19 protein-coding genes, 2 tRNA genes and 10 pseudogenes are annotated in these 25,757 nt (G+C 61.6%); 10 read left to right on the top strand and 21 right to left on the bottom strand.

Annotated elements, in window-relative coordinates; genetic code table 11:
* Positions 1-10 precede the first annotated feature (10 nt).
* Positions 11-1,525 carry an efflux transporter outer membrane subunit gene (locus JCM25143_RS07345; RefSeq protein ID WP_025860562.1) on the top strand — a complete coding sequence of 505 codons (1,515 nt, stop codon included), beginning with the start codon at positions 11-13 and terminating at the stop codon, positions 1,523-1,525.
* A 62-nt stretch (positions 1,526-1,587) separates the two neighbouring features.
* Here JCM25143_RS07345 and JCM25143_RS17740 read toward each other — a convergent pair.
* From JCM25143_RS17740 to hpnA, 8 genes and pseudogenes are all read right to left on the bottom strand, one after another.
* Positions 1,588-2,293: pseudogene (locus tag JCM25143_RS17740) on the bottom strand (phosphorylase family protein).
* Positions 2,294-2,297: 4 nt separating this feature from the next.
* Positions 2,298-4,267 (bottom strand): annotated as a pseudogene (gene shc / locus JCM25143_RS17745) (squalene--hopene cyclase).
* Between the two features lie 60 nt (positions 4,268-4,327).
* Positions 4,328-5,626 carry a hydroxysqualene dehydroxylase HpnE gene (hpnE, locus tag JCM25143_RS07360; RefSeq protein ID WP_025860566.1) on the bottom strand — a complete coding sequence of 433 codons (1,299 nt, stop codon included), beginning with the start codon at positions 5,624-5,626 and terminating at the stop codon, positions 4,328-4,330.
* A 20-nt stretch (positions 5,627-5,646) separates the two neighbouring features.
* Positions 5,647-6,545 (bottom strand): annotated as a pseudogene (gene hpnD / locus JCM25143_RS17750) (presqualene diphosphate synthase HpnD).
* 93 nt (positions 6,546-6,638) lie between these two features.
* Entirely contained in the window at positions 6,639-7,499 is an 861-nt protein-coding gene (hpnC, locus tag JCM25143_RS07370) for a squalene synthase HpnC (RefSeq protein WP_025860569.1), read from the bottom strand.
* A gap of 73 nt (positions 7,500-7,572) precedes the next feature.
* Entirely contained in the window at positions 7,573-8,256 is a 684-nt protein-coding gene (locus JCM25143_RS23800) for a glycosyltransferase (RefSeq protein ID WP_234395102.1), read from the bottom strand.
* Positions 8,145-8,756 (bottom strand): glycosyltransferase, encoded by a 612-nt coding sequence (locus tag JCM25143_RS23805; RefSeq protein ID WP_234395099.1) that lies wholly within the window; start codon positions 8,754-8,756, stop codon positions 8,145-8,147. The genes JCM25143_RS23800 and JCM25143_RS23805 overlap by 112 nt, the downstream gene beginning before the upstream one ends.
* A gap of 18 nt (positions 8,757-8,774) precedes the next feature.
* On the bottom strand, positions 8,775-9,776 hold the full coding sequence (gene hpnA / locus JCM25143_RS07380; RefSeq protein WP_025860571.1) for a hopanoid-associated sugar epimerase: 1,002 nt from the start codon (positions 9,774-9,776) through the stop codon (positions 8,775-8,777).
* Between the two features lie 214 nt (positions 9,777-9,990).
* Between hpnA and JCM25143_RS07385 the strand changes: the two genes are divergently transcribed.
* A complete protein-coding gene (locus JCM25143_RS07385) occupies positions 9,991-11,049 on the top strand; it encodes a lysylphosphatidylglycerol synthase domain-containing protein (protein ID WP_025860572.1) in 1,059 nt (352 codons plus the stop codon).
* Positions 11,042-11,937 (top strand): annotated as a pseudogene (locus tag JCM25143_RS17760) (prephenate dehydrogenase/arogenate dehydrogenase family protein). The gene JCM25143_RS07385 and the pseudogene JCM25143_RS17760 overlap by 8 nt, the downstream one beginning before the upstream one ends.
* 21 nt (positions 11,938-11,958) lie before the next feature.
* Here JCM25143_RS17760 and JCM25143_RS23810 read toward each other — a convergent pair.
* From JCM25143_RS23810 to JCM25143_RS17775, 4 genes and pseudogenes are all read right to left on the bottom strand, one after another.
* The gene (locus JCM25143_RS23810) at positions 11,959-12,195 is read right to left on the bottom strand and encodes a hypothetical protein (RefSeq protein ID WP_234395100.1); all 237 of its coding nucleotides are present in this window, start codon (positions 12,193-12,195) and stop codon (positions 11,959-11,961) included.
* Complete coding sequence (locus tag JCM25143_RS17765) at positions 12,171-12,770, bottom strand: hypothetical protein (RefSeq protein ID WP_234395101.1); 600 nt, start codon at positions 12,768-12,770, stop codon at positions 12,171-12,173. The genes JCM25143_RS23810 and JCM25143_RS17765 overlap by 25 nt, the downstream gene beginning before the upstream one ends.
* 5 nt (positions 12,771-12,775) lie before the next feature.
* A pseudogene (ykgO, locus tag JCM25143_RS17770) lies at positions 12,776-12,900 on the bottom strand (type B 50S ribosomal protein L36).
* A 176-nt stretch (positions 12,901-13,076) separates the two neighbouring features.
* Positions 13,077-14,007 (bottom strand): annotated as a pseudogene (locus JCM25143_RS17775) (hydrogen peroxide-inducible genes activator).
* 183 nt (positions 14,008-14,190) lie between these two features.
* On the opposite strand from JCM25143_RS17775, the gene JCM25143_RS07410 reads away from it, so the two are divergent.
* On the top strand, positions 14,191-14,733 hold the full coding sequence (locus JCM25143_RS07410) for a peroxiredoxin (RefSeq protein WP_025860574.1): 543 nt from the start codon (positions 14,191-14,193) through the stop codon (positions 14,731-14,733).
* 248 nt (positions 14,734-14,981) lie between these two features.
* Positions 14,982-15,509 carry a carboxymuconolactone decarboxylase family protein gene (locus JCM25143_RS07415; RefSeq protein ID WP_025860576.1) on the top strand — a complete coding sequence of 176 codons (528 nt, stop codon included), beginning with the start codon at positions 14,982-14,984 and terminating at the stop codon, positions 15,507-15,509.
* 75 nt (positions 15,510-15,584) lie between these two features.
* Here the strand turns inward: JCM25143_RS07415 and JCM25143_RS07420 are convergent.
* Positions 15,585-15,661, bottom strand: a tRNA-Asp gene (locus tag JCM25143_RS07420).
* A 221-nt stretch (positions 15,662-15,882) separates the two neighbouring features.
* Complete coding sequence (ppa, locus tag JCM25143_RS07430) at positions 15,883-16,410, bottom strand: inorganic diphosphatase (protein WP_025860579.1); 528 nt, start codon at positions 16,408-16,410, stop codon at positions 15,883-15,885.
* Between the two features lie 18 nt (positions 16,411-16,428).
* Here ppa and JCM25143_RS22310 point away from each other — a divergent pair, with 18 nt between their 5' ends.
* The 4 genes from JCM25143_RS22310 to JCM25143_RS07450 all read left to right on the top strand — a co-directional run bounded on the left by JCM25143_RS22310 (position 16,429) and on the right by JCM25143_RS07450 (position 18,969).
* Positions 16,429-16,575 (top strand): hypothetical protein, encoded by a 147-nt coding sequence (locus JCM25143_RS22310; RefSeq protein WP_159101608.1) that lies wholly within the window; start codon positions 16,429-16,431, stop codon positions 16,573-16,575.
* A 16-nt stretch (positions 16,576-16,591) separates the two neighbouring features.
* Positions 16,592-16,665, top strand: a tRNA-Ile gene (locus JCM25143_RS07440).
* A 75-nt stretch (positions 16,666-16,740) separates the two neighbouring features.
* Positions 16,741-18,420: an energy-dependent translational throttle protein EttA gene (gene ettA, locus JCM25143_RS07445; protein ID WP_025860580.1), complete on the top strand. Its 1,680-nt coding sequence runs from the start codon at positions 16,741-16,743 to the stop codon at positions 18,418-18,420.
* A gap of 51 nt (positions 18,421-18,471) precedes the next feature.
* Entirely contained in the window at positions 18,472-18,969 is a 498-nt protein-coding gene (locus JCM25143_RS07450; RefSeq protein WP_025860582.1) for a GNAT family N-acetyltransferase, read from the top strand.
* Positions 18,970-18,987: 18 nt separating this feature from the next.
* Here the strand turns inward: JCM25143_RS07450 and JCM25143_RS17780 are convergent.
* The 7 genes and pseudogenes from JCM25143_RS17780 to queA all read right to left on the bottom strand — a co-directional run bounded on the left by JCM25143_RS17780 (position 18,988) and on the right by queA (position 25,145).
* Positions 18,988-19,616, bottom strand: a pseudogene (locus JCM25143_RS17780) (MlaC/ttg2D family ABC transporter substrate-binding protein).
* 23 nt (positions 19,617-19,639) lie between these two features.
* A complete protein-coding gene (locus JCM25143_RS07460; RefSeq protein WP_025860584.1) occupies positions 19,640-20,491 on the bottom strand; it encodes an MlaA family lipoprotein in 852 nt (283 codons plus the stop codon).
* 139 nt (positions 20,492-20,630) lie between these two features.
* Positions 20,631-21,457, bottom strand: a pseudogene (locus JCM25143_RS17785) (TerB family tellurite resistance protein).
* A 114-nt stretch (positions 21,458-21,571) separates the two neighbouring features.
* Positions 21,572-21,817, bottom strand: coding sequence for a ribbon-helix-helix domain-containing protein (locus JCM25143_RS07470; protein WP_025860586.1), 246 nt, complete (start codon positions 21,815-21,817; stop codon positions 21,572-21,574).
* Complete coding sequence (gene queG / locus JCM25143_RS07475; RefSeq protein WP_035370695.1) at positions 21,814-22,878, bottom strand: tRNA epoxyqueuosine(34) reductase QueG; 1,065 nt, start codon at positions 22,876-22,878, stop codon at positions 21,814-21,816. Before queG ends, JCM25143_RS07470 begins: the two co-directional genes overlap by 4 nt.
* 34 nt (positions 22,879-22,912) lie before the next feature.
* Positions 22,913-24,073: a tRNA guanosine(34) transglycosylase Tgt gene (gene tgt, locus JCM25143_RS07480; protein ID WP_025860589.1), complete on the bottom strand. Its 1,161-nt coding sequence runs from the start codon at positions 24,071-24,073 to the stop codon at positions 22,913-22,915.
* 20 nt (positions 24,074-24,093) lie between these two features.
* Positions 24,094-25,145, bottom strand: a pseudogene (queA, locus tag JCM25143_RS17790) (tRNA preQ1(34) S-adenosylmethionine ribosyltransferase-isomerase QueA).
* Between queA and JCM25143_RS21950 the strand changes: the two are divergent.
* A pseudogene (locus JCM25143_RS21950) lies at positions 25,144-25,757 on the top strand (hypothetical protein); the annotation flags it as partial. The pseudogenes queA and JCM25143_RS21950 overlap by 2 nt on opposite strands.

The following is a 25,757-nucleotide window of genomic DNA, read 5'->3' on the forward strand; positions in this document are numbered from 1 at the left end:
GACGAAAGTCATGAAGATTTATCGCCGTCTCGCGCTGGGCATGGCCTCTTCGCTGCTGCTGTCTGCCTGCACGGTTGGGCCGAACTACCAGCCTGACCGCATGAAGCTGCCGGCTGGCTTCAAGGAAGCCGCAGAGGAACACCCCGCGACGCCTGAAGAAATCGCGCGCACCAACAAGGAAATGGTCGAGTGGTGGTCCCTGTTCCAGGACCCCATGCTGTCGCAATTGGTGGATGAAGCCATCAAGGGCAATTACGACCTGCAGATTGCCAGCCAGCATATCTTGGCCGAGCGGGCGGTGCGTGACCGTGCGGCCTCGCAGTGGTACCCACAGCTTGATGCCAATATGGGCGGTGGCGATGTACGCTACTCGCTCAATATCGATAACTGGCCTATTCGTCCGGGTAATCCCCAGAACCGGGCTGAAGCCTCCATGCTCACCTATGGCGCTACCGCTACATGGGAACTGGACATGTTCGGTCGCATCCGCCGTGATGTGGAAGCGCATGAGCGTGAGGTGGAAACCAATATTGAAGGCCGCCGCGCCATTCTGATGGGGCTTCTGTCCGAACTGGCATCAGACTACATGCTGCTGCGTGTCACCCAGTTGCAGATCAAGATCGCGACCGACAATATCCGTGTCGCGCAGGACGCGGTGGACCTGACAAACCGCCTGTATAGCGAAGGTGTTGGCAATACCCTGCAGATCGCTCAGGCGCAGGCCGAGCTTGATGCCCAGATTGCTGAACGTGAGCCGCTGAAAACGAGGGTTTCGCAGGTTACACACGCCATTGCCGTGCTGCTGGGCAAAATGCCCGGTGAGCTTGAAGATGAACTCAAGCAGCCTCGTGCGCTCCCGCATGTGCCGGAATTCCCCGCAGTTCTCCCTTCGGTGGTGATTGCAAACCGCCCCGATGTGCGCATGGCGGAACGCAAATACGCGCTGGCCACAGCACAGATTGGTGTTGCAGTGGCCAATCTGTATCCGCATTTCGTGGTGCCGCTGACCTTCAACCCGAATGCATCTGCCATGTATCAGGCGTTTCAGGCGAATGCCATGAGCTGGCAGTTCCTGCTTATGGCCAGCATGCCGCTGATGCACGGCGGTAAAATGACGGCCGAGGTGCGGGCTTCGCAGGCGGTAGCGGAAGCTGCGCGTCTGAGCTATCGCCAGACTGTGTTGCAGGCTTTCAAGGAAGTCGAAGACAGCATGGCGGCATGGCATGATGATATCGAATATGCCGAACAACTGCATAAAGCGGCGGAAGACAGCGCAACAGCCAGCGAGCGGGCGCGCAAGCTGTACGGTGCAGGGCTTGTGGGCTTTCTGGAAGTGCTGACAACCGAACGCACGACCCTCAAGGCCCAGAACATGGAAGCGCTGGCCCGGCTTGAGCGCCTGCGCGATGCGGTTAACCTTTACACGGCACTGGGTGCGGGTTGGAAAGGTGTCGCTTTGACCAACTCTACACTGCCGGTCTCGCTCGAAACCCAGAACGTGCTGGCCAAGGCGTTCTCGCAGTAAAGGGTGCGGGCGGGTTTATACCCGCCCGGCCACGCCAAATTTTGTCTGTGAGTGCTGTTGGCTCAGGCCGTCAGGCGCTGGAAAGCAGGCGAACGGGTACGGTTTTCAAGAAAACCAATCATGTTGCGCCGGGCCTGTGTGGCATCCTGCCCAAGGCGAATGAGGCTGAAATCTGCCTTGGGTCTCGCAGCAGCGAGCGTAATAGCGCACCAATATTCAGGCCGCCATCGGGGGAAAGAACGGTGGCCGCAACTGGCGGCAGCGAGCGCTCGGCCGGGTCGCATACAACGCGCAGAACAGCAAAAGGTAGGCCGGATTCCTGCGCGGCCCGTGCCAGAAAGCCGCTTTCCATATCCAGTGCCACACAATTGAAGCGCGTATGCAGGGCCGCTTTATGGGCCGCATCCAGCACGACTTCATCGCTATGCAGCAGAGCACCGCCACGCACGGTACTGAGTTCTCCGCCCAGAATATGGCGCAGGGTTGGGTCGCATTTCCAGCGCTCAGCATGGTCAACGACCGTATCGGGAATAACGATACTGCCAGCAGGCAGGCCCGGTTCAAGCCCGGCGGCCAGTCCGAAAGACAGTAGGCAGTTGACGCCGCACTGAGCCAGCCGGGCGGCTTCCCGCTCGGCTCCCGCGCGTGTGGCGCCGCTGGCCGCAATGGCCGCATGGGGGAATACCTTGCGGACAAGGCGGGCTTCGGCCTTCAGCCGACCAGAATACCCGGCCGGGAGAGGGGGAACTGTGTGGCGGCCAGTGCCATGGGTCTAGAACCCGAAACCCACGCGGCGGGTGTTGCTGGTTTCCAGATTACGGTAGCGGGCCAGCGCCAGCAGCGGGAAAAACTGCTTGTAGCCGTGGTAGCGGAGGTAAAACACCTTGGGGAAACCAACGGCGTTATACGGGTCTTCGTGCCATTCGCCCTGCTCGTCCTGCTGGGAGGCCAGCCACGACATCGCCCGGGAAACGGAGGGGTCGTCCCGCCGGCCTGCAGCCATCAGCGCCAGTGCACCCCATGCTGTCTGCGAAGGCAGGCTCTGCTTGTAAGTGCCGCGTGGGCCGTCTTCAAAGGATTCGCAGCCTTCGCCCCAGCCGCCATCCGGCTGTTGGACAGAGCGCAGCCATTCCACAGCGCGGACAATGGCCGGGTCATCATGCGAGAGGCCAGCCGCGTTAAAGGCGCACAGCACCGACCATGTGCCGTAAATATAGTTTGTGCCCCAGCGACCGAACCAAGAGCCATCGGCCTCCTGCTCGCGGCGCAGATAGGCGAGTCCGCGCTGGATTACGGGTTCATCTTCCGGGTTGCCAAGCTGGGCCAGGAAAGACACGCACCGTGCCGTTACGTCTGCCGTGGGTGGGTCGAGCAGCGCGCCGTGATCGGCAAAGGGAATGTGGTTGAGCAGGTCTTTGTTGTTGTCGATATCAAAGGCACCCCAGCCACCATTGGTGCTCTGCATGCCAATGATCCACTGGCGGGCGCGTTCGATGGATTCCGCGTTTTCAGGATCACCCTCGCGGTGCAGCAGCATGCCCACCACGGCGGTGTCGTCCACGTCCGGGTAATAGTCGTTGCCGTACTGGAAAGCCCAGCCGCCCGGCGCCAGATCAGGCTTGTTGATAGCCCAGTCGCCCTTGACGTCCAGAATCTGCTTGCTGCGCAGCCATGCGCTGGTTTTTTTCAGGGCGGCCAACGTTTTTTCCGGGGCGATACCGTTCGGGCCGGAAGCGGCCTCAATCATGGCATGGCCGGACAGGCCCGTATCCCAGATAGGGGACACGCAGGCTGGCAGTAGGCCTCATCATCCTTGCGCACGATCAACCCCTGCACGGCTTCCCATGCGGTGGCGGCGCGCGGGTCGGTATCGGGCACGCCCAGCGCGCGGTACATCATGACCGTATTGGCCATGGCCGGGTAAATGGCGCCAATGCCGTCCTTGCCGTTCAGGCGGGGTTCAATGAAGTCGATTGCAGCCTTGATAGCCTTTTTATGCGTCTTGGCCGGGATCATCGGCACGAGCGGACGCAGGGCCATGTCCAGCCCCTTGAACACATAGCCCCAGTTGGAGCGGTATGGGCCGCGAATCCAGTCACGCACCTTTTCAGGCGGGGTGCAGAAGAGTTCACGCACATGGATCTGGCGCGGGTTGAGGGCCAGCGGGCGCAGGGCCGCCAGCACCAGCAGCGGCGCAATAACCGTGCGCGACCAGTAGGACATGTTCCAGACGGAAAAGAATGCCGAGCGCGACAGCAGCATGATTTCCACAGGCATGACGGGCGTTGCCCGCCACGGCACTTCCCCGAACAGGGCAAGCTGGAAACGGGTGAACACGTTGGAGCGTTCGGCCCCGCCATGGGCCAGAATGGCTTCACGCGCGCGTTTCATATGCGGGGCGTTGATATCGTCCCCGGCTGCCTTGAGGGCAAAATAGGCTTTGACCGAGGCGGAAATATTGAAATCGCCATCGTGGTAAAGGGGCCAGCCGCCATGCACGTCGCTCTGGATACGGCGCAGATAGACCGCCATTTTCTGTTCCAGTTCATCATCGATCCGGTCGAGAAAATGTTCCAGCAGAATATATTCCGCCGGAATGGTGGCATCGGCTTCCAGCTCGTAAACCCAGTGGCCATCATCCTGCTGCACACGGCCAAGAGCCGCATGGGCATTGGTGACGACACGGTCCAGCTCGTCACGGGATAAGGGGGAAGCGGGAAGGGCGCTGCCGTCAGCGGCCATGGTCAGTGTTCCTCTCTGTTCGCGGGCGTGTTCGCGCGGTTATGCGGTGAATGGTGGCTTTTAGCCTGGCGCCCTTAGTCCGAGTGCATGCACTGCAAGGATACCCGATCTCATTGCACCTTCAAGGGTCGCGGGCAAGCCTGTGTTGGTCCAGTCTCCCGCCAGCGCAAGGTTGGCCAGCGCTGTGGCGGGTCCGGGCCGCAGGCGGTTCTGCTCGGGAGTGGCGGCAAAGGTCGCGCGCTTTTCCCATACGATCCGCTGCTCGGCCGGTGTGGCGGGTAGCGGTATGCTCAGGGCAGGATCGCAGGCACGGCGGACCTCGCGCCAGATAGCGCGGGCCAGTTCTTCAGGGTCACGCTCGGCATGGCGGTTGGCCGCACTGACCGTGACGGACAGGACAGAGCCGCGCAGGAACACCCATTCCGCAATGCCACCAATCACCCCCATAAAGCCGCAACGGGCAAAGGAGCCAACAGGCTGCGGGGGCGTATCAAGGCGGAAATGCAGGTTGAGAATGCTCTCGAACGCGGTGGGCGTTACCAGACCATGCAGGTGGTTTTCCAGCAGGCCGCGCGTTACGGGGGCGGGTGTGGCGACAATCACATGATCCTGCGCATCAACGGGGATAGCCCCTTCAGCCGTGTGCAGTGCTGTTACCCGGCCCTGTGCGGTTTCGATGCCTGTCATGCGGCTTTGTGTGCGCACTTCGGCCCGTACAGCGCGCAGATGCGCCAGTGCGGGGTCCACGAAGGTTTCGGACAGTCCATCACGCGCATGGAAGGGAATGCACGCGTTACCACCCAGAGAGAGCGACTGGCGGATAACAGCCCCCATCAGGGCGGCGCTGCCTGTGGCGCAGTCGGTATTGAGTGCCGAGATTGCCAGGGGTTCAAGCAGCCTGCGGGCCAGTGCGCCGGGCAGCAGGCAGTCATCGACGGTTGTGTCCGGCCCGGCCTGCATGAGGGCATAGAGGCTGCGCAGGTCAGGCAGGCGCATGTCCGGCACGCGCCGATGCGGCTGAAACACCCACCACGGCATACGCCCGCGCGAGAGGTTGAGCGTCCAGCGGGCGTCTTCCTCCAAATCCACGAAGGGAAAAATGGGGGCTTTTGGCCCGGCCAGTGTATCGAGCGCGCCTGTCAGGCCCAGATAGCGGAACAGGGTCTTGTTGGCGGACAGAAACAGGTGGTTGCCGTTGTCGATCCGGCAGCCGAGCTGCTTGTCATCATAGGAGCGGGCTCGCCCGCCGCAGGCGCGACCGGCTTCGTGCACGATAACATGCCGGCCTGATCCCGCCACTTCCACGGCGGCGGCCAGTCCTGCCATGCCGCCACCAATAATGTGCAGTACGCCTGCCATAGCTGAATACCGCCCGGATTTTACGGAAGATAGGAGAGGGAGAACCACTTTGCCTTGTCGAGCAGGGTGGTGCTGGGGCGCTGGCGCAGCACGGCGGCGGACCAGCCGCGCTTGCACAGTGCTTTGAGAATGGCCTCGTAACTGGCCCCCATGATGCGTGCGGGCAGCATGGCGCGGCCATTGCAGGCTTTCATGGTGACAAACGCGATGCGGAAATGATCCTGCGCGCGGGTGGCCAGAATCCGGCACACGCCTCAAGCCCCGGTGCGTCCAGCGCCTTGACGGCGTCGCGCGGGACATAAAAACGCTCCAGCAGGTCGGAGGGCAGGTACAGGCGGCCACGCGCTGCATCCTCGGGGATATCGCGCAGGATGTTGGTCAATTGCAGGGCGCGGCCCAGATGGTAGGCAACCTTGTCGCCATTATCGGAACATTCGCCAAAGATACGTACGGACAGGCGGCCCACGGCCGAGGCCACGCGGTCGCAATACAGGTCGAGTGTGGCTTCATCCGGCGCGACAATGGCGGACTGGGTGTCCATCATCATGCCATCGATCACGGCGGTGAAGTCAGCCTGACGGAGCGCGAAAAAATTGATGGTGGCCAGCAGCACGCGTTCGAGCGGTTCGGGCTGTGGGGCGCTTTGCGGGCCATACAGCCGCGCGATGCGGGCATGCCATTCATCCAGCGCCTGTGTGCGCTCGGCCAGCGGGGCGTTGCCATCGGCAATATCGTCCACAACGCGGCAGAAAGCATAAATGGCGAACATGCCGTAACGACGCATGGGCGGGAGAATTTTCATACCCGCTGCAAAAGACGTACCAGCCTGTTTGACGGTATTTTCCACCCACGCGAGGTCCGCAGGGTCGCATCCCAGGGGGGTGGGCTGGTTATGCGTCTGGATGTCCTGTGCTGTCACGCGCTCTTACCTGTCTGCTCTGGATGCTGGAAACGGGGCCACCGTTCCGAAGAAGAGAGCCCCTTTTTACAGAAGTTTCATGATGGGGGAAGGTCAGCGCCATGCCTTCAAGGCTGCGGCTGCCGCATGCAAGGCGTCTGTGCGGCGCAGGGCAACGCGGCCTGCCAGCGGGTCTTCACGGCGCAGGCGCAGGGTCAGGCGTTCGGCCAGAGTGACAATGGCGGCGCATTCCATGCGAAAGCGGCGGCTGTGTATCTGCCCCGGCAGAATAGCGGCCTGACGGTTGAGAGTGTCCACACCGTCCAGCAGGGCGTTAAAAACGCGGCGCAGGGCAGCCGAGGTGCGACCTTCAAGCAGGGCTTCGGAGGTCAGGCCGTGCTGGCGCAGCATGTCGGAGGGAATGTAGCAGCGCTTGAGCCGCTGCAGATCCTGCGCGCAGTCTTGCAGGTGGTTGAGAATCTGGAGCGAGGTGCACAGGGCATCGGACGCCGCGAAGGCGTCAGCGCTCTCCTTGTGCAGGCCGATCAGATAACGCCCCACCGGGTTGGCGGAGTAGCGGCAGTAATGCAGCAGGTCTGACCAGCTTGCGTATTCCTTGCCCAGAGAATCATCCCTAAAGGCGATCAGCAGGTCGGTTGCGGTTTCAAACGGCACGCCGGTCTGCATGAGAGAGACGCGCAGGCGCGCGGCACTCTGGGCATCGGGCCTGTTGATAGCGGAGCGCTGCCCGTGCAGCACCTCCTCCATGGCGTTGAGCCGTGCAACCTTGTCCTGCGGGGCCAGTGTTTCGCTATCGGCAATATCGTCGATAACGCGGGCATAGGCGTAATACGCATGAACATGCGGGCGCAGCGCCCGGCTGATCAGTAGGGAGCCGACGGGAAAATTCTCGTCGGACGCGCCTTTCCCGGAAGAAACGTCGGTTGTTCCCCATACGTCTGTATCGTCTGTCATGCCTCGGCCCGATCAAAAATGGCAGCCTGTGGTTTACACGAGCCACCCCGGCCTGCCTATCCCTTCGCGTATCCTAGCCGGTGCGCCCATCATTGGGGATGGCATCCGTATAGGAGCGGTTTTTCCAGACAACGCCGCGCCCCCGGTGGTGGTTGACAGCCGAGCCGACGGTAGCGGCGGTATAGAAAACCGCAATGAACGGCAGTGCGAGCGCCCACAGCGGTGAGAGTCTGAAGCGCCTGAGCGTGGGCAGGAACGAGCAGGTTGAGGCCAGCCATGTGGCAGCACCAATCCAGTGCGCCGGACCGTGGGCAAACAGGCCCAGCAGGGCAGGGGTAATCCACACCAGCAGCATGCCCAGCACGGTCAGGACCAGCAACAGGGGCGAAAAACGCAACTGCACATAAGCGGTGCGCGTGATCATGCGCCAGATATCAGCCGGGCCGGGATAGGGGCGGATGGAGCGCGCCAACTGAGAATGGCCCAGATAGAGCAGTCCCCCGGCCTGCTTGACGCAGAGTGCTAGGGTGCAGTCATCAATCAGGGCACCTTTCAGCGCATCTATGCCGCCGATACGGCGCAGCATGTCGCGCTGGAGCAGGATGGTGCCGCCCGCGGCCCCGGCCGTCCGGCTTTTGGGGTCGTTTACTCTGGCAAAGGGGTAGAGCAGGGCGAAAAAGAAGACAAACGCTGGCACCAGTGCCCGTTCGGCCAGACTTTCGCACTGTAGTTCCACCATTTCCGACACCATGTGCAGGCGGTCGGTCTGGGCTTTTCTAACCAGTGTGGCAACATGCTGGGGCGCGTGGATGATGTCGCATCGGTTAGCAGGATATAGCCATCACCCTGCGTTGCGCGGCGCTCGGCTTCCTGCACGCCTTGTGAGACAGCCCAGAGCTTGCCGCTCCAGCCGGGCTGCGGGGCAACCCCGTCCAGCACGTGCAGGCGGTTGGCCGGGTCGGGCAGGGCGCGGGCCAGTGGGCCGGTGTTATCCGCGCTGCGGTCATTGACCAGAATGATGGAAAGCGGGCCGGGATAGTCCTGCGCCATTAACGAGGACAGGGCGACCTCAATGGATTCGGCTTCGTCACGGGCAGGCACGACAATCGTGACGGCAGGCGCGCTACCATCCGCCGTGGGGATGATCTGATCTGGTGTCGCAGGGGCCAGAATGGGGCCTTTCTGCCAGAAGCGTCCGTGGAAAAAGAGGAGTCCTACCCAGATGGCGGCGCACAGAACGGCGAGAGCCAATAGCATGAGTTCGTGCCCTCTTTCTTACTTCAGCATGCCGTTGGACTGGAACCACGCGATGGCATCTGCCACCGCCTCACGCGCGGGGCGGGGGGTATAGCCCAGCTCGTGTATGGCCTTGTCGGATGAAAAGAACATTTTCTTGCGCGACATGGCCAGCATTTCACGGGTAACGCGCGGCGTAATGCCAAACGCGCGCGAAAGCCATTCCGAAACAACGGCCACAGGCCAGATAACCTCCTGCGGCAGGCTTATTTTCGGCGGCGGCACATGGGCTATGTCCGAAACCATGGCAAACAGGTCGCGCAGGAGGAAATTCTGCCCGCCCAGAATGTATTTCTCGCCAATAACACCGCGTTCGAGTGCCAGCGCATGGCCTTCGGCGACGTCATCCACATGCACGATGTTCACGCCTGTATCCACATAGGCGGGCATGCGTCCTGCGGCGCAGTCCAGAATCATCTGCCCCGTGGGGGTGGGCTTGATGTCGCGCGGGCCAACAGGGGTGGAAGGATTGACGATAACGGCAGGCAGGCCGCTTTCGCGGACGAGGCGCAGCACTTCCTGCTCCGCACGGTATTTTGAACGCTTGTAGATGCCGATAACCGCATGCTCACGCACTGGCGTAGTTTCATCCGCCACGCTGCCATCCCCGATCAGCCCCAGTGCCGCTACGGAGGAGCAGTAGACGATACGCTCAACCCCCGCGGCCTGTGCCGCCAGCATGAGCAGGCGCGTGCCTTCCACATTGGCTTTCATCATGGGGGCGGGATCAGGCACCCACAGCCGGTAATCCGCCGCAACATGAAAGACATAGCGGCAGCCTTCTACCGCGCGGGCGAAGGTTTCGGGGCTGGAGAGATCGCCCTCCACCAGTTCAGCCGGAATATCGGCAATATTGCGCCGGTCGCTGCCCGCGCGCACCATCAGCCGCAGGTTATGCCCGCGCGCCAGTAATGTGCGCGCCACGGCGGACCCGACAAAACCTGTGGCGCCGGTGACAAGTGTGGGGGCGGTGGCGGTCATGCGTGGGGCCTCTGTGCAAAAGGGTGCCTGAAACGGGATGGGCAGCCTGATTTAAACGTACGGTTTGTTTCTTTATCCTGACGCATGAGGTGGCGCCAGACCCCGTGGTGGTGTAAGGGGGCGGATCATTCATAGACATGCCCGCAAGGGGTTTCTGTCAGGCTTTCAGGGCGGGCAGGCCCATCTGGCGTGATGGGCGGACAGAGCTGGTACCTTGAAGAAGCTTACTGTTTTTCTCACTTTCCTCGGGCTGGTCGTCATTACAGCCGCTATGGCATGGAGCGGGTTCGATTCCGTCCTGCATGCGGTTCTGCGCATTGGCATGGGTGGTTTTGTCGCTGTTGTCTGCTGCCAGTTGGTTGTCAATGGGGTGCTGGGTCTTGCCTGGCACGCGGCTTTTCCCGAGATCGGCTATGTTAAGCTTCTAGGTGCCCGCATGGTCAGGGATGCAGCAGCGACATGCCTGCCTTTTTCACAGATCGGGGGCATGGTGGTGGGTATCCGCGCCACCTGCTCGGGCCATGGCCTGCACCCCACGCGCGGCAGGCAGATTGAACTGCCCGAAGCCACCTGCGCCAATCTTGTGGATATCACTACCGAAGTCATGGGGCAGGTGGGTTTCGTGCTGCTGGCTGTGGCGTGTCTGGTTGCGCATCAGCGTTCCAGCCCGTTTGTCCTGCCGGTTGTGATCGGGGCGGTGTTTCTGATTGTCGGGATTGTCGGCTTTATCTGGACCCAGCGGCATGGCGGCAATATTTTCCGCCGTTTCGGAGGGGTGATTACCCGCAATATCGCCAGCCAGTGGCATGATAACCTACAGGCCGGGGCTGACCATTTGCAGGAACGCCTTGAAGCGGCGTGGAACCGCCCGTGGCATATCGCCCGCTCGGCACTCTATCATCTGGTAGGCTGGCTGGGCAGCGCTGGCATTCTGTGGCTGACAGCCCGTTTTCTGGGAGCGAACCTGACCTTTGCGGATGCTGTGGCGGTGGAAGGCGTAACCTGCGCCATCATGTCCATGGGGTTTCTGGTGCCGGGTAGCCTTGGCGTGCAGGAAGGGGCCTATATGGCGCTGGGCCATGCTTTTGGCATAGAACCTTCGGTGGCGCTGGGCCTGTCCCTACTACGGCGCGGGCGTGAACTCATTATCGGTATTCCTGTTCTGCTGGCATGGCAGGTCATGGAAATGCGCAGCCTGCGGTCGGGCGAACGCGCGGCGGAAACCGCATCTTCCACTCCATCTTCCACCGTGGAGGATAAGGGTATTGGCTGAAGTGCAGGCACCTATTTTCGATACGCTGCTTGTTGTCGGCCCGGGGCTTATCGGATCTTCCGTGCTGCGGCGTGCGCGTGTGCGTGGCAATATTGCCCGTAGCTGATCGCTGCGGATAGTAGCCCCGCAGTCTGCGCCCGTGTGCGCGAACTCGATCTGGCAGATGAAGCCACCACCGATCTGGCCGCCGCTGCCGCTCAGGCCGATTGCGTGATGCTATGTGTGCCCGTGGGGGCCATGGGCGAGGTCGCCGCTCAGGTCGTGCCTGCCATGAAGAGTGGTGCCGTGCTGACGGATGTGGGCTCGACCAAGGTTTCGGTTATTGAGGCCATCGCGCCCATTCTGCGCGCCGATGTGCCTTATGTGCCGACGCACCCCATGGCGGGAACGGAGTTCTCCGGCCCAGATGCAGGGCTGGAGCATCTGTTCGAGGATCGCTGGTGCCTGCTGACCCCGCTTGAAAGCACGACTGAGGCAGCCCTTGAGAGCATTCGCACCCTGTGGGAGCGGTGTGGGGCGCGCCTGCGCGAAATGACGCCACCGCATCATGACCGGGTATGCGCCATTGTCAGCCATCTGCCGCATCTGCTCGCCTTTACCATATGTGGCACGGCGGACGATCTGGCGGCTGAAACTCGCTCCGAGGTGCTCGACCTTGCGGCCTCCGGGTTCAGGGACTTTACGCGTATTGCCGCGTCAGACCCTATCATGTGGCGTGACATCTTCCTGTATAACCGTGAAGCCCTGCTGGAAATGCTGGGGCGCTTCATGGAGGACGCACAGGCCATGGCCCGTGCGATTCGCTGGGGAGATGAGGCGTATATTGTGGACAAAATCGAGCGCGGTCGCGCTATCCGCAAAAGCCTGATCGAGAACCGGCAGGCCTGACAGGGCAGGCCTGCCGCCTGTTCAGGTCGGCTGGCCGAAGGCTTTTACCCGGAGCTGTTCCTGACGCTTGTGGGTCTTGTCCAGCATGGGGTTCAGGCTCATGGCCTTTTCCCATGCCTGTAGGGCGGCCCGGCCGTCGTTGCGCCGTTCTTCTATGGTTGAGAGCAGAATCCACGCGGCGGCATCTGACGGGTCACGCCCCAGACTTTCGCCCAGATCGGCAATAGCCCCTTTCAGGTCACCGGCGGCAAGGCGCATCTGGCGCGGCCGCGCCATAGAATCGGCTGGTCGGGCTGGAGTGCCAGTGCGTCCGAAAGGTCCTGCACGGCGTCATCGGGCTTTTCAGCCGCCAGATCTTTTTCGGAGCGGTGCAGCAGCAGGCGTGTGGCCGGGGCCAGCTTGGAAGCGCGCAGGGTTTCCAGACGGCTCTCAAGGCCATGGGCCTGTTCGGGTGTTTTGGCGTGGGCCAGCCGGTCTGCCAGCACCCCTATCATGGGGGAGGCCGGAGCAGGGGCTACAGGCTGTGTGGGAGCTGTCGCTGGCCGGGCAGCCTGTGGTGCGGATGTGGCGGGCGCAGCCGGGCGGTGGATCTGCACCATGGGCGGCAGGGTCGGTACTGGCGGGGGGCCAGCACTGCCATCAGGCTCGGACAGATCGGGGGCTTGCGCGTGAGCGGCAGAAGGCAGGCCCAGAACCATTATGGCACCAGTGCTGCCTAACAGGGCCAGATGCAGCAGGCATAAAAACAGAAACCCGTTTCTCCGCCGTGCGGAAAAACGGGTCTCACGCATGACAGGCAGGAACAAGCAGACCGTGTGGGTCTGTTCCGCCATATGCTTTAGCCCTGACGGGCCTTCATGCGGGGGTTCTTTTTGTTGATGACGTAAACCCGGCCACGACGACGAACCACACGGCAGTCCTTATCGCGCACCTTGCTGACTTCAGGCTGTTTCTGATCTTCATGGCCCGTATTCTCCGCCGAAACTGGTGAGTGCATAATTCAAGTTGGGTTGGCAATTACTGGCACTAAGCCCCGGAGTCAAGATTTACGGCCTGTTTGATCGACAAATTCGCCATTTTTCCGGCTAAAAACTCCCGCAGGAGGCCATGCTGCGGTGTCAAAGGAGCGCGCAGCCTTTTTAGGCTGTTTCCGGTGGGCGGAGTGTTGCCAGTGTTGCGGATAGGGTCTGAAAATCCGCCGAGCGGGGAGAGCGGGGCCGCCATGCCAGCGAGTGTGCGCCATGCGGGGCCGCCGGTCAGGGGGCGTGAGAGAATCCGCCGCCCCTTCAATATACCTGCATCAATAGCCAGAGCGGGCATGATGGCGATTCCCAAACCCAGTTCCACCAGCTCGGCCATGCTGTGAAGCGACATGGCGGTAAAGGTGGCCTCGCTTTCCCCTTCGGTGCCCGCCCGGTTGGGGCCTTGCCGGCAGATGGCCAGTGTCTGCTCGCGCAGGCAGTGCCCGTCTTCCATCATCACCATGCCGTGGCTCGACAGGCGGGAGACTGGCACGGTGTTCAGGCTGGCCAGTGGGTGGCCTTCGGGCATGATAACGCGGAAAGGGTCCTGCCAGAGAGGGTGGGTTTCCGTGCCATCGCACAGGCAGGGCATGGCGAGGGCAAGAATATCAAGCTGACCGAGCGAGAGTTTTTCTAGCAGGTGCTCGGTCGTGTCTTCCGTAATGGATAGGAGTAGCTGCGGAAAATGCTCGCGCAGGGTGGTGACGGTCTGCGGGATGAGAAACGGCCCGATGGTGGGGATGATACCGAGTCGCATTGGGCCTGTCAGGGGGGTGCGGGCTGCGGCGGCTAATTGAGGCACGGATTCGAGCGCCGCCAGCGCCTGCCGGGCCTTGAGCGCGATTTCGTGACCAAGCGGGGTAAACACCACTTTTTTGCCCACCGTGCGGTCAAGCAGGGTGGCGTCAAGCTGGCGTTCAAGCGCCATGATCCCGGCGGACAGGGTGGATTGTGTGACTGCGCAGGCCGCTGCCGCCCGGCCAAAATGGCGCAGTTCGGACAAGGCAATCAGATAACGGAGCTGCTGGGCGGAGGGCAGGGGCAGCATGGCGGTTTCCCGTATGGCGGAGGTCGGTTCATCAAACGTGGCGCGTTTGATCGATCCTATCAATCATTATTATATAAAATATTCATTGGATTAAATGAACGGGCCGGGCCATACAGATTAACGCAGCCGCTGGCGTTTCTGGCGCTGGTGGCAAAAAAGCTAGTCAAACAAGGAGCTAGAACAATGCTGACCGTTGGCGATAAATTTCCCAGCTTTAACCTGACCTCCGTTCCGGGTGGCCCGGAAGGCCTCAAGGGCGAGTTCGTTCAGATTACGGATCAGACCGACGCGGGCAAGTGGAAGATCGTGTTCTTCTGGCCCAAGGACTTCACGTTCGTTTGTCCCACGGAAATCGTGGCTTTCGGCAAGATGGCCAAAGACTTCGCTGACCGTGACGCCGTTGTGTACGGTGTGTCCATCGACAGCGAGTTCGTTCACCTGAACTGGCGCCTCCACCACGCGGATCTGAAGGATCTGCCGATTCCGATGCTGGCCGACATCAAGCGCGAGCTGACGGAAGGCACGGGCGTCATGGCCAAGGAAGCAGGCGTTGCTCTGCGCGCTACCTTCATTGTCGATCCGCAAGGCGTGATCCGTCATGTTTCCGTCAACGACCTGTCCGTTGGTCGTAACCCGCAGGAAGTTCTGCGCGTGCTCGACGGTCTGCAGAGCGATGAGCTGTGCCCGTGCAACTGGAAGCAGGGCGAAGACTTCATCAAAGTCTGAGCCTGAAAACCTGCCTTTCCGGCTTAGCTGGAAAGGTTTCCGCGGGGCCTTTGGCCCTGTCGGAGCCCCCGCACGTGGGGTGTGGGGTGCCTCGCTCTGCAGGGCGGCACCCCACCACAAGCAGTTATGGCGCTGCGCCATGGCGTGCCGCTGGCTGTCTCGGCATAGTATTGCCGGACAGGCCGCTGATTTCTGATCTTTCCGTTCAGTTTTATTGCCACAACACCCCAACAGGTGAAGGAAAAGTCATGTCCATTGATGCACTCAAGGATCGTATTCCCGATTACGCCAAAGACCTGCGCCTCAATCTCGGCACGTTGGCCAATGATGTCAGCCTGAGCCCCCAGCAGCTTGCGGGCACGTTCGTGGCCTGCGCCATTGCCGCGCGTAATGATGAGGTGACACGCGCCGTTGTGGCCCAGTTCACGGATGTCCTGTCCGCACAGGCACTGGCGGCGGCCAAGTCCGCTGCAGCCATCATGGGTATGAACAACATCTACTACCGCTTTGTGCATATGGCGGGTGGGGAATACGGCAAGATGCCTGCGCAGCTCCGTATGAGCGTGATTGGCAACCCCGGTGTGGAAAAGGTGGATTTTGAGCTGTGGTGTCTGGCCGTGTCCGCCATCAATGGCTGTGACCTGTGCGTGACCAGCCATGAAAAAATCGTGCGTGAGGCGCTGGGCTCTGGGGCCGTGCAGACAGCAGCGCGGATTGCCGCAGTCGTGCATGCCGTTGCCGTAACGCTTGAGGCCGCTGTAGCTTTGGAAGACTGATTGAAGCGTGGTAGACAGGCACCAGAAGGTGTCTGTCGCGCCACTTCACATATTCTGATTTAAGGAATTTTGAAGTGGCGCGAGTGACGGGGCTCGAACCCGCGACCTCCGGCGTGACAGGCCGGCGCTCTAACCAACTGAGCTACACCCGCAGTCCAGACGCTCACCGTGGTGTGCGTCGGTATGTGCCGCTTTATACTGATGTTTTTTCGTTTGGCAACCGGGGTTAAGCAAAAAAATGCACCAGATGGGTCATTTTTTATTCCGGCCCGGATTTGGCTTGCGGGCAACAAACAGAAACGGCGCATCCGCTCCCTGAATGTGGGAGCCGATGCGCCGTTCTGCCATGGCCTGTGGCCAGCGGGTGGGTGGCTTACTTGCCGCGCGCCGCTTCCAGTGCCTGAACGATAAAGTCACCAGCTTCGGCCTTGTCGCCCCAGCCCGTTACCTTGACCCACTTGCCCTTTTCCAGATCCTTGTAGCGGGTGAAAAAGTGCTCGATGGCCTTGACCGTGATTTCGGGCAGGTCGTCGATGGACTGCACGGTGGTGAACTGCGGGTGCACCTTGTCGTGCGGCACGCAGATGATTTTTTCGTCCTGACCGGACTCGTCTTCCATCTTCAGCACGCCAATGGGGCGGGCGCGGATTACGCTGCCGGGCACGACGGCGGCGGGGGTGAGCACGAGTGCATCCGTCGGGTCGCCATCGGCGGCCAGCGTGTTGGGAATAAAGCCATAAGCCGTGGGGTAGGCCATGGGGGTGAACAGGAAACGATCCACCACAAGGGCACCGCTTTCCTTGTCGATTTCATATTTGACCGAAGAACCCTGCGGAATTTCGATCACGACATTGATGTCGAACGGCACATCCTTGCCGGCGGAAAGTTTCGAGACATCCATGGAACACGGCTCCAGCGCATGAAAATTGGGATGGAGCAGACCCTATCCGCCCGCCCGCAGCTTGCCAAGAGCCCTTTGGTGCACGGGCGTGGCAGCCACCCCGCAGCACGGCTTTACGTGGATTTTCCTGAGGAAGACCCTTGCCAAATTTCTCTGGTTGCGTAATCAGGAAGCCGCCTACGCGCCCGTAGCTCAATTGGTTAGAGCGGGCCGCTCATAACGGCTTGGTTGCGGGTTCAAGTCCTGCCGGGCGCAGGCATTCATCGCGAGTTGGCTGGCGTGTCTGCTGGCAGCGCTTTCAGCTTCAGCCACATACGGGGGGTCATCATCATGGCATCTTATCAATACGTCTATGTGATGAAGGATCTCACAAAATCCTATCCCGGTGGCCGCGAGGTGTTCAAGGGCATTACCCTGTCCTTCGTGCCCGGCGCCAAGATCGGTATTCTGGGTGTCAACGGGGCCGGTAAATCGACCCTGCTCAAGATCATGGCCGGTCTGGACAAGGAGTTCGGCGGCGAGGCTTGGGCGGCTGAAGGGGCGCGTGTCGGCTATCTGGAGCAGGAGCCCCAGCTCGACCCGAACCTGACCGTGGGCGAGAACGTCGCCCTTGGCTTTGGTGAGCTGAAAAAGGCGGTTGACCGTTTCAACGAGATTTCGCTGCGCTTCGCCGAGCCGATGGACGATGACGAAATGAACGCCCTGCTGGCCGAACAGGCCGAATTGCAGGAGAAAATTGACGCGGGCGACGGCTGGGAGCTGGATCGCAAGCTCGAAATCGCCCTCGATGCGCTGCGCTGCCCCCCGGCAGACAGTGCTGTGGACAAGCTTTCGGGTGGTGAGCGCCGCCGGGTGGCCCTGTGCCGCCTGCTGCTGGAAAAGCCTGACCTGCTGCTGCTTGACGAACCGACCAACCATCTCGATGCGGAAAGTGTTGCTTGGCTCGAAAAGACCCTGCGCAACTACGCGGGCACGGTCATGGTCATTACCCATGACCGCTACTTCCTCGACAACGTGACCAACTGGATTCTCGAAATCGAGCGCGGTCGCGGTATTCCGTTCGAGGGCAATTACTCCTCCTGGCTGGAACAGAAGCGCAAGCGTCTGGCGCAGGAAGAAAAGGAAGAGAGTGCTCGCCAGCGTGCCCTCGCGGCTGAAGAGGAATGGATTCATTCCAGCCCCAAGGCGCGTCAGAGCAAGAGCAAGGCCCGTATTGCCCAGTATGAGGAAATGCTGGCCGCCAGTGCGGAGAAGGTTAGCGGTGTGGCGGATATCGTCATTTCCCCCGGCCCCCGCCTTGGTGGTACGGTGATCGAGGCTGAAGCGCTCAGCAAAGGGTTTGCTGACCGTCTGCTGATCGATAACCTGAACTTCAAGCTGCCGCCGGGCGGCATTGTGGGTGTGATCGGGCCGAACGGCGCGGGTAAATCCACCCTGTTCAAAATGATTATCGGGCAGGAAGAGCCCGATGCGGGCTCGCTCAAGGTTGGTGAGACCGTAAAGCTCGGTTACGTGGATCAGTCGCGTGACAGCCTCGACCCGGACAAGAGCGTGTGGGAAGAAATCTCGGGCGGCACGGATGTCATCTATCTGGGCAAGCGGGCTGTGCCTTCCCGTGCCTATGTGGGGGCGTTCAACTTCAAGGGTTCTGATCAGCAGAAAAAAGTCGGCATCCTGTCGGGCGGTGAGCGTAACCGCGTGCATCTGGCCAAGATGCTCCGTAAGGAAAGCAACGTTATCCTGCTTGACGAACCGACCAACGATCTGGACGTGGATACCCTGCGCGCACTGGAAGACGCTCTGGCGGAATTCCCCGGCTGCGCGGTCGTTATCTCGCATGACCGCTGGTTCCTTGATCGTCTGGCAACGCATATTCTCGCGTTTGAAGGTGATTCCCACGTCGAGTGGTTTGAGGGTAACTTCCAGGCCTATGAGGAAGACAAACGCCGTCGCCTTGGCCCCGATGCCACCGAGCCCAGCCGGATTCGCTACAAGCCTCTCGCTCGCTAACAGGGCGGGGCGGCTGCCTGCGGCCGCTTTTTTACCCTGCGGGGTCAGGTGATGGATTTACGTTCCGTCCGCACACCCCGGCTGTGGCTCTATCCTGTCACATGGCAGGATATGGACCACATGGCGGCGCTGAAGGCCGATGGTGCCGCTTTTGGGCAGATGCTGGGGGGCGTGCGTACCCGCCAGCAGGCCGAGCAGGATATGGCCGAGGATATCGCGTTCTGGGCGCGCTATCGGGTCGGTATTTTCACAATTCGGGAAAATGGCCGTTTTGTCGGCATGACCGGCCTACACCTCAGGCCGGATGGGCGTGGCTTTGGCCTGCGCTTTGCCCTGCATCCATGGGCCAGAGGGCGCGGTATTGCGCGTGAGGCCGCCAATGCGGCCCTGAACTTTGCACATGATGCGGGTATACATCGTGTGGTGGCCGTTGCGGCTGAAAGCAACGTGGCATCGCGCACCATACTGGGCAGTATCGGTATGCGCGTGGTCGAAACCTTTGCCAGAAACGGCCAGACCATGGTGCTGTACGAAAGCCAGCGCGCCTAGACGGCGCGCGGGTGGTGATTACTGCTGGGCGCTGGCGGCGTTGTGGTGGTCGATCTGCTTTTGCAGCGCGCGGAGCAGGGTATCCACATCGCCCCCATTGCGCGCAATGAAGGAGGAGTAATCATTGCGCTGGGTCAGGCGCAGGCTCGCGCCTTCACCAATGACATCCACCACTTTAGGTGAACCGCTGCTGCTGTTCACCAGCCACTGCATGGCGGCCGGGGGCTGCTGCGGGCGTACCAGCGTGGCCTCGACGGAGTCGTCATCACCCGATTTGGTCACGTTACCAATGGTGAAGCTGACACCCCGATAATCGCCCAGCTTGTCGGCAATGGCGTTGGCCAGAATCTGGTGGAACAGCACAAGATAATGCTTCTGCTGCTCAGGGGTTGCCACTTTCCAGAAGCGTCCGAGGCAGTAGCGGCCAATCCCGTCGATATCGACGTTCTTGCTCACCAGCGGCATGATTTTTTCTTTTTTGTCCGCCAGCGACAGGGGGCTGTTTACAATGGCCACAAGCTGATCGCCAAAGGACTGGATGAAGGCGCGCGAATCCTGTGCTGCCCATGCAGCGGATACGGGCGCAAGCCCGGTGGACGCGACGGCCAGAAAGCCAGAACACCACGGCGGCTGACAGAAAAAGTCATGCTAAGCACCCTTGCTGTTGTTGTTATTGATACCAGGCAGGCACGGTGGCGCGGTGGTCATTGCGGATAGCTTCCGCCTGTGCCTTGCGCTGCTGCTGGTAGGCGCTGCGGATGGTGGCGTAGGGGTCAAGCGCATCGCGCTGCAGGGCGTCCAGATCATCAAGATGTTCGGAACGGCCATGTATCACGCCCAGCATGTTGTAGGCCCAGTTGAAGCTGATCAGCCCATAGCCGCGCGGCACGTAGTTCCAGGGGGAAAGCCCCTGATCGATTCCGTAGCCGATGCCGTCACGCAGGGAGGACGGGCCCATGGGCAGGAACAGATACGGACCCGAGGCAATGCCCCAGTTGGCCAGTGTTAGGCCTGCATCATTGGCATGGTGGGGGTAGCCCGCCATTTTGGCGACGTCGATAAAGCCACCAAGCCCTGCAGTCATGTTGATGCACCAGCGCACGAACGAGTCGCCCGCGCGGCGTGGCTTGCCTGCGCCCACGTCGTTAAAGAACACCGAAGGCTCGTTCATGGTGGTGATCATGTTGCCCAGCGAGTTCCGCACGGGGCGGGGCACGGCCCACACATAAGCCTTGGCGACCGGACGCAGCGCATATTTATCGAACGTCATGGTCATGTTGTAGGTCTTGCGGTTCAGGGGCTCGTACGGGTCGTTGGCCGCCTTGTATTCCGCCAGTTCATCGGGGTCCTTGGGGACGGGCGCCTTGATGGCGCTGCACGCGGTGGTGCTGGCCAGCAGCATGGCCAAACCCAGCCGCCCAGCCGTCGGGCGCCAGCCGCGCCGCGTGCCTTGCCGGGTCTCGTGGTTCTGCCGCGCCTGTGCGCAAGGGCGGAGCCATGCGCCGTTCCGTCCTGAAGTCATTCTAGCCCCTACCTTATGTTGCATGCGCCCAAGCCCGCCCATGTAAAGTGAGCCAGACCTCTCTAGCATGAGAAACGCCATCTGCAATGGCAGGGCTTCCCTGCATGCACGACAGCCGTCAAAAACAGTCTTGCCCGCCTTAAAGGCCCCTGTCGCGTTTGATAACGTCCCAGGCGGCATTTATTTTCGAAATTCTGATAGATGCGGCGCGGGTTTCTTCCTCGGTGGCGCCGCGTGCAGCCATGATGTCGGGGTGGTACTGGCGCACCAGCGTTTTCCAGTGTGCGCGCAGTTCCTCATTGGAAAGTGAGGCGCTTACACCCATCACCACATAGGCGTCTTCCTCCGCCATGGCGGGGCGGGCACGGCCGGTGGCGGCGCGCTCCCATGCGCCGTGGCTTAGCCCGAACAGTGTATGCACCCGGCGCAGGAAGCGGTCTTCCTCGCGCGTTAGCGGGTCTTCGGGGGCGAGGTCGGCACGGGCAATGGCAAACAGAATGGCCAGCAGTTCTTCAAGCGGCTGCTTGTCCTGCTGATAGGCATTGCCCAGTTCGCGGGCGAAAGACTCGTAATCATCCGTACGCTGGCGGGCCATGTCGAACAGGCGGCCAATTTCGCGCATGTTTTCCGCGGGCACCATCATGCGTGCCTTGAAGGCATTGATTTCGTGGCGGTTGACCGGAGCATCGCACTTGGCCAGCTTCGCACTCAGGATAACGCAGCTCAGCCCGTAAAGCTGCTCTTTCTTGCCCAGAGTGGCGGCCAGCTTTGCCGCAATGAATGTGGCGGCTCCCCCGGCATCGGGGCGGGCCCGTGCGGCCCAGCGCTCACTCCATCCCCCGGTGGGAGGCTGAAGAAGGGTGCGGGTATCTGCGCGTGTCCCAGAGCGGTTCCAACAGCCGCTCCCAGAGGGCCGCCCACGGCAAAGCCGGTAACACCCCCGAAAATTTTGCCCCATATCGCCATAGGGTTCAGTCTATCATGCTGCGTGGCACTCTTCCACAGGTGGCTTTGGGGTATCGGGGCGTTGCTGCCATGCCCGGTGTTTCAGTGCGGGGTGTGGCTCCACATTCTGCGATGTCAGGTGGGCTGTTCGGGGGTGTGGGGCAGGCGGGCCTGAAGCCACTCAAGGGCAAATACCCGCAGGGCCGAGGCCAGAGACTGGCCCGGCAGGCGGGCTGCATCTATGCGCGTGACAAGCAGCGCCAGTCCCTGACCGTCCTGCGTGGCAGCCTGATCCAGCACGGCCCAGAAGGCGGGTTCCAGTGCTACGCTGGTATCGTGGCCAGCCAGAATTAGGCTGCGTTTTTTCAGATGCAGGCTCATGGTGTGGAGCTTTCCACAGAGTGAGGTTGCGCCAGAGCCCATTGTGCGGCTTCCGCCACAACGGCGTTGGGGTCGTTCAGCAGGGCGGTTGCATAAGGGCGGAGTTCCGGCAGGCCACTATTGCCAATAGCGATCAGCACATTGCGGATAAACCTGTCCCGCCCGATGCGCTTGATGGGAGAGCCAGAAAACAGCGTGCGAAAGGCGGGGTCATCAAGCTGGCTCAGCCGCGCCAGTTCGGGGGCCATGAGGTCGGCTCTGGGCTGGAGTTTAGGGTGGCGCGAGACCTGCGCAAAACGGTTCCACGGGCAGACAGCCAGACAGTCATCGCAGCCATAGATCCGTGTGCCGATACCCCGGCGCAGTTCCATGGGAATCGGCCCGGCGTGTTCAATGGTCAGGTAGGAGATGCAGCGCCGGGCATCGAGTTGATAGGGGGCGGGAAAGGCATCGGTCGGGCAGGCACTCAGGCAGCGTGTGCAGGTGCCGCACCCACCCGCTGGTATGGGCGAGGGAGCAAGGGCCAGCGACGTGTAGACTTCGCCCAGAAACAGCCAGCTTCCATGCTGGCGTGAAACCAGATTGGTGTGTTTGCCCTGCCAGCCCAGCCCCGCCTGTGCGGCCAGTGGTTTTTCGGCCACGGGGGCTGTGTCCACGAATACCTTGACCGCGGCGGCAGGGAGTCCAAGCTTTGTGGCCTCGCCAATCATGAACTGGGCCAGATGCTTGAGCATGCCCTTGATCATGTCATGGTAATCGCGGTGGCGGGCATAGACGGATATGGTGCCCCTGTCTGGCGGCAGGGGAATGCGCGGGTCTGTTTCCGGGGCGTAGGAGACACCAAGGCTGACTACACTGCGCGCTTCTGGCCATAGCGCGGTGGGCTGGGCGCGCTCGGCTGTGCGTTCAGCCAGCCAGCCCATGCTGCCATGGTGTCCGCTGGCCAGAAAATCTTCCAGCCGGGCGCGGATTTCGGGGCCGAGATGGGCCGGGCAGAAGCCAATGGCATCAAACCCCAGTGCCAGCGCCTTATCGCGAATACGCTCTGTCAGCCGGACCATGCGCCGTGTGTCGGCTTCTGGCGAGGCCGGGCTTTCAGGGGGCAAGGGGGATGGCGGGCTGGGGCATTTCATCTTCTGTCCAGTCGCTGGCCTGCCACCCGGCGCGGAGTGTATCCGCAAGGGTCTGGAGTGTGCCGGTTGTAATGGCCTCGCGCATCTGGCGCATGAGGCGCTGGTAATAGGCGATATTATGCCATGTCAGCAGCATGGGGCCCAGAATTTCATTGGCGCGGAACAGATGGTGCAGATAGGCCCGGCTGTGGCGGGTGCAGGCCAGACAGTCGCAATGCGGTGAAATGGGGCGCGCATCTGTTGCGTGGCGGGCATTGCGCAGGTTGAGCGTGCCGCGCTCGGTATAGGCGCGTGCGGTACGGCCCGCGCGCGTGGGCATGACGCAGTCGAACATATCCACCCCGCGCATGACACCGCCCAGCAGGTCATCCGGCGTGCCCACGCCCATAAGGTAACGCGGCTTGTCCTGCGGCATCAGCGGCGTTGTGGATTCCAGTGTCGAGAACATGAGAGCTTGACCTTCGCCCACGGCCAGACCGCCGATGGCATAGCCCTCAAAACCCACATCCGTCAGGGCTTTCACACTTTCGGCCCGGAGTTCAGGCTCCGTGCCACCCTGCACGATGCCGAACTGGCCATAGCCCTCGCGCTGGACGTAAGCCTCACGCGAGCGGGCGGCCCAGCGCATGGACAGGCGCATGGAGGCCGCAATGGCTTCCGGCGGGGCCGGCAGGGCCGGGCATTCGTCAAAGCACATGGTAATGGTGGCATCCAGCGCGTGCTGGATGTCGGTGGAGCTTTCGGGTGTCAGCCGGTGTTCCGAACCGTCGATATGGGAGCGGAAGGTCACTCCATCCTGATCCAGCTTGCGCAGCGCCCCTAGCGACATGACCTGAAACCCGCCGGAATCGGTCAGGATCGGGCCGGGCCAGTCCATGAAGCGGTGCAGCCCGCCCAGTGCGCGCACCCGCTCGGCACCGGGGCGCAGCATCAGGTGATAGGTATTGCCCAGCACAATGCCCGCACCCGTGGAGCGCACGGCGTCCATGGTCATGGCCTTGACCGTACCAACCGTGCCAACGGGCATGAAGGTGGGGGTGGATACAGGGCCGTGGGCGGTGTGCAGCGTGCCCGCGCGGGCGGCGCCGTCGGTGCTTTCGCATGTCCAGTGGAAACGGGTCATGGCAGGGGATTCCGGAGCAGTCAGTCAGTGGAAAGGCGCAGCAGGCAGGCATCGCCATAGGAATAGAAGCGGTAGCCCGAGGCTATGGCGTGGTCGTAAACCTGCCGGGCGCGCTCCACCCCCGCAAAGGCCGAGACCAGCATGAACAGCGTGGAGCGGGGCAGGTGGAAGTTGGTCATCAGCACATCCACAGCCCGGAACCGGTAGCCCGGCCGGATGAAAATGGCGGTCTCTCCTGCGAAGGGGTGTACCACGCCCTGCTCGTCTACCGCACTTTCCAGCAGGCGCAGTGTTGTGGTGCCTACGGCAATGACCCGCCCACCCGCCTTGCGTGTGGCGTTGATGCGCTCCGCCGTTTCGGGCGTGATAACGCCGCGCTCCGTATGCATGTGGTGGCGCGAAATATCAGCCTCACGCACGGGCAGGAACGTGCCTGCGCCCACATGCAGCGTAAGGGTGCAGCGGCCTATGCCGCGTGCGTCCAGAGCCGCCAGAAGAGCAGGTGTGAAATGCAGCCCCGCTGTAGGGGCCGCGACCGCACCGCGCACCTGTTCAAAAATGGTGGCGTAATCTTGGGCATCGCGCTCGGTTGGGCCATCCGGGCGGTGGATATAAGGGGGCAGTGCCAGCACGCCCGCATCGCGCAGGAAAGTATCGAATGCATCGCCCTCGGCGGAAAACCGCAGCGTTGCCGCCCCGCCTTCTTCCAGAGCCAGCACTTGAGCGGTGTGCACCGTGTTTTCGAAGGTTAGCGTATCGCCCGGCTTGAGGCGGCGCGCATTGCGCACCAGCACATGCCATGTGGCATCGGGGCGGATCTGGTCAAGTGTGATGCCAATCCGGGCCTCGCCCCGCCGGGCCTGCAACTGCGCACGGATAACGGCGGTATCGTTGGCCACGAGCAGATCACCCGGCTGCAACAGGTCCGGCAGGTCGCGGATATGGCGGTCGATCAGGGCCGGGGCTGGGGCGGTGGCATCCAGCAGGCGCGCGGCCTCACGCGGGCGCGCCGGTTCCTGTGCGATCAGGGACTGGGCAGGGGGAAGTCAAAATCTTCTGTGCGGTCGCTCATGGTGGGCCGGGTTTACGCAATAGGGGCGCGCAACGCCAGAGAAATGCCGCGCCTCTGCTCTGGCGGGCTGCATACGCGGCATCTGAAAACATTTTGCATAAGAGTCATATTTATATTGATATTAAGAATCATTATCATTATGGATGCGATAGTAAATTCTTATTTAAAATTCTCAACCCTGGAGATAAAGGATCTGTCCGTGAGGCCGATTTCTGGAAAAGTGACTGACGCAGCCTCGAACCTTACGCTGCTGGGCGCAACCGTATGGATGGGCGCGCAGTCTTTTGCCTTCGCCGCTGATGTCGATCTGGACCATGCGGACGGTAAAAAGAAAAAAACCGCCGACCATAAACATGCCGGACAGCATAAAACCGTGCCTGGTTACGAGCAGGTCGAGGTTATCGGTCAGTTCAGGAACCGGTCTCCGAAATTTACCGCGTCCATTCTGGATACACCCAAGAGCGTTTCGGTCATCTCGCGTCAGATGCTCGATGAAACATCCTCCATACGCTGGCTGATGCCCTGCGCAATGTGCCGGGCATTACAATGGGTGCGGGCGGAGGGCGGGAACCCGTGGGGGACAGGCCGTTTCGTTGCGGGGGCGGAGGATGC

This window comes from Acetobacter papayae JCM 25143, assembly GCF_000613285.1.
GTDB classification, from domain to species: Bacteria; Pseudomonadota; Alphaproteobacteria; order Acetobacterales; family Acetobacteraceae; genus Acetobacter; species Acetobacter papayae.

What these genes read in the sequence shown, in the direction of transcription:
- JCM25143_RS07415 (WP_025860576.1), top strand. Translation starts at nt 14,982, where the DNA reads ATGTCCATTGATGCACTCAAGGATCGTATTCCCGATTACGCCAAAGAC.
- JCM25143_RS22310 (WP_159101608.1), top strand. Translation starts at nt 16,429, where the DNA reads ATGAAAATTGGGATGGAGCAGACCCTATCCGCCCGCCCGCAGCTTGCC.
- JCM25143_RS07450 (WP_025860582.1), top strand. Translation starts at nt 18,472, where the DNA reads ATGGATTTACGTTCCGTCCGCACACCCCGGCTGTGGCTCTATCCTGTC.
- hpnE (WP_025860566.1), bottom strand. Translation starts at nt 5,626, where the DNA reads ATGGCAGGCGTACTGCACATTATTGGTGGCGGCATGGCAGGACTGGCC.
- hpnA (WP_025860571.1), bottom strand. Translation starts at nt 9,776, where the DNA reads ATGACCGCCACCGCCCCCACACTTGTCACCGGCGCCACAGGTTTTGTC.
- JCM25143_RS23805 (WP_234395099.1), bottom strand. Translation starts at nt 8,756, where the DNA reads ATGCTATTGGCTCTCGCCGTTCTGTGCGCCGCCATCTGGGTAGGACTC.
- ettA (WP_025860580.1), top strand. Translation starts at nt 16,741, where the DNA reads ATGGCATCTTATCAATACGTCTATGTGATGAAGGATCTCACAAAATCC.
- JCM25143_RS07470 (WP_025860586.1), bottom strand. Translation starts at nt 21,817, where the DNA reads ATGAGCCTGCATCTGAAAAAACGCAGCCTAATTCTGGCTGGCCACGAT.
- JCM25143_RS23810 (WP_234395100.1), bottom strand. Translation starts at nt 12,195, where the DNA reads ATGCGCCTTGCCGCCGGTGACCTGAAAGGGGCTATTGCCGATCTGGGC.
- ppa (WP_025860579.1), bottom strand. Translation starts at nt 16,410, where the DNA reads ATGGATGTCTCGAAACTTTCCGCCGGCAAGGATGTGCCGTTCGACATC.
- hpnC (WP_025860569.1), bottom strand. Translation starts at nt 7,499, where the DNA reads ATGACAGACGATACAGACGTATGGGGAACAACCGACGTTTCTTCCGGG.
- JCM25143_RS07345 (WP_025860562.1), top strand. Translation starts at nt 11, where the DNA reads ATGAAGATTTATCGCCGTCTCGCGCTGGGCATGGCCTCTTCGCTGCTG.
- JCM25143_RS07410 (WP_025860574.1), top strand. Translation starts at nt 14,191, where the DNA reads ATGCTGACCGTTGGCGATAAATTTCCCAGCTTTAACCTGACCTCCGTT.
- JCM25143_RS07460 (WP_025860584.1), bottom strand. Translation starts at nt 20,491, where the DNA reads ATGACTTCAGGACGGAACGGCGCATGGCTCCGCCCTTGCGCACAGGCG.
- tgt (WP_025860589.1), bottom strand. Translation starts at nt 24,073, where the DNA reads ATGACCCGTTTCCACTGGACATGCGAAAGCACCGACGGCGCCGCCCGC.
- queG (WP_035370695.1), bottom strand. Translation starts at nt 22,878, where the DNA reads ATGGTCCGGCTGACAGAGCGTATTCGCGATAAGGCGCTGGCACTGGGG.
- JCM25143_RS17765 (WP_234395101.1), bottom strand. Translation starts at nt 12,770, where the DNA reads ATGGCGGAACAGACCCACACGGTCTGCTTGTTCCTGCCTGTCATGCGT.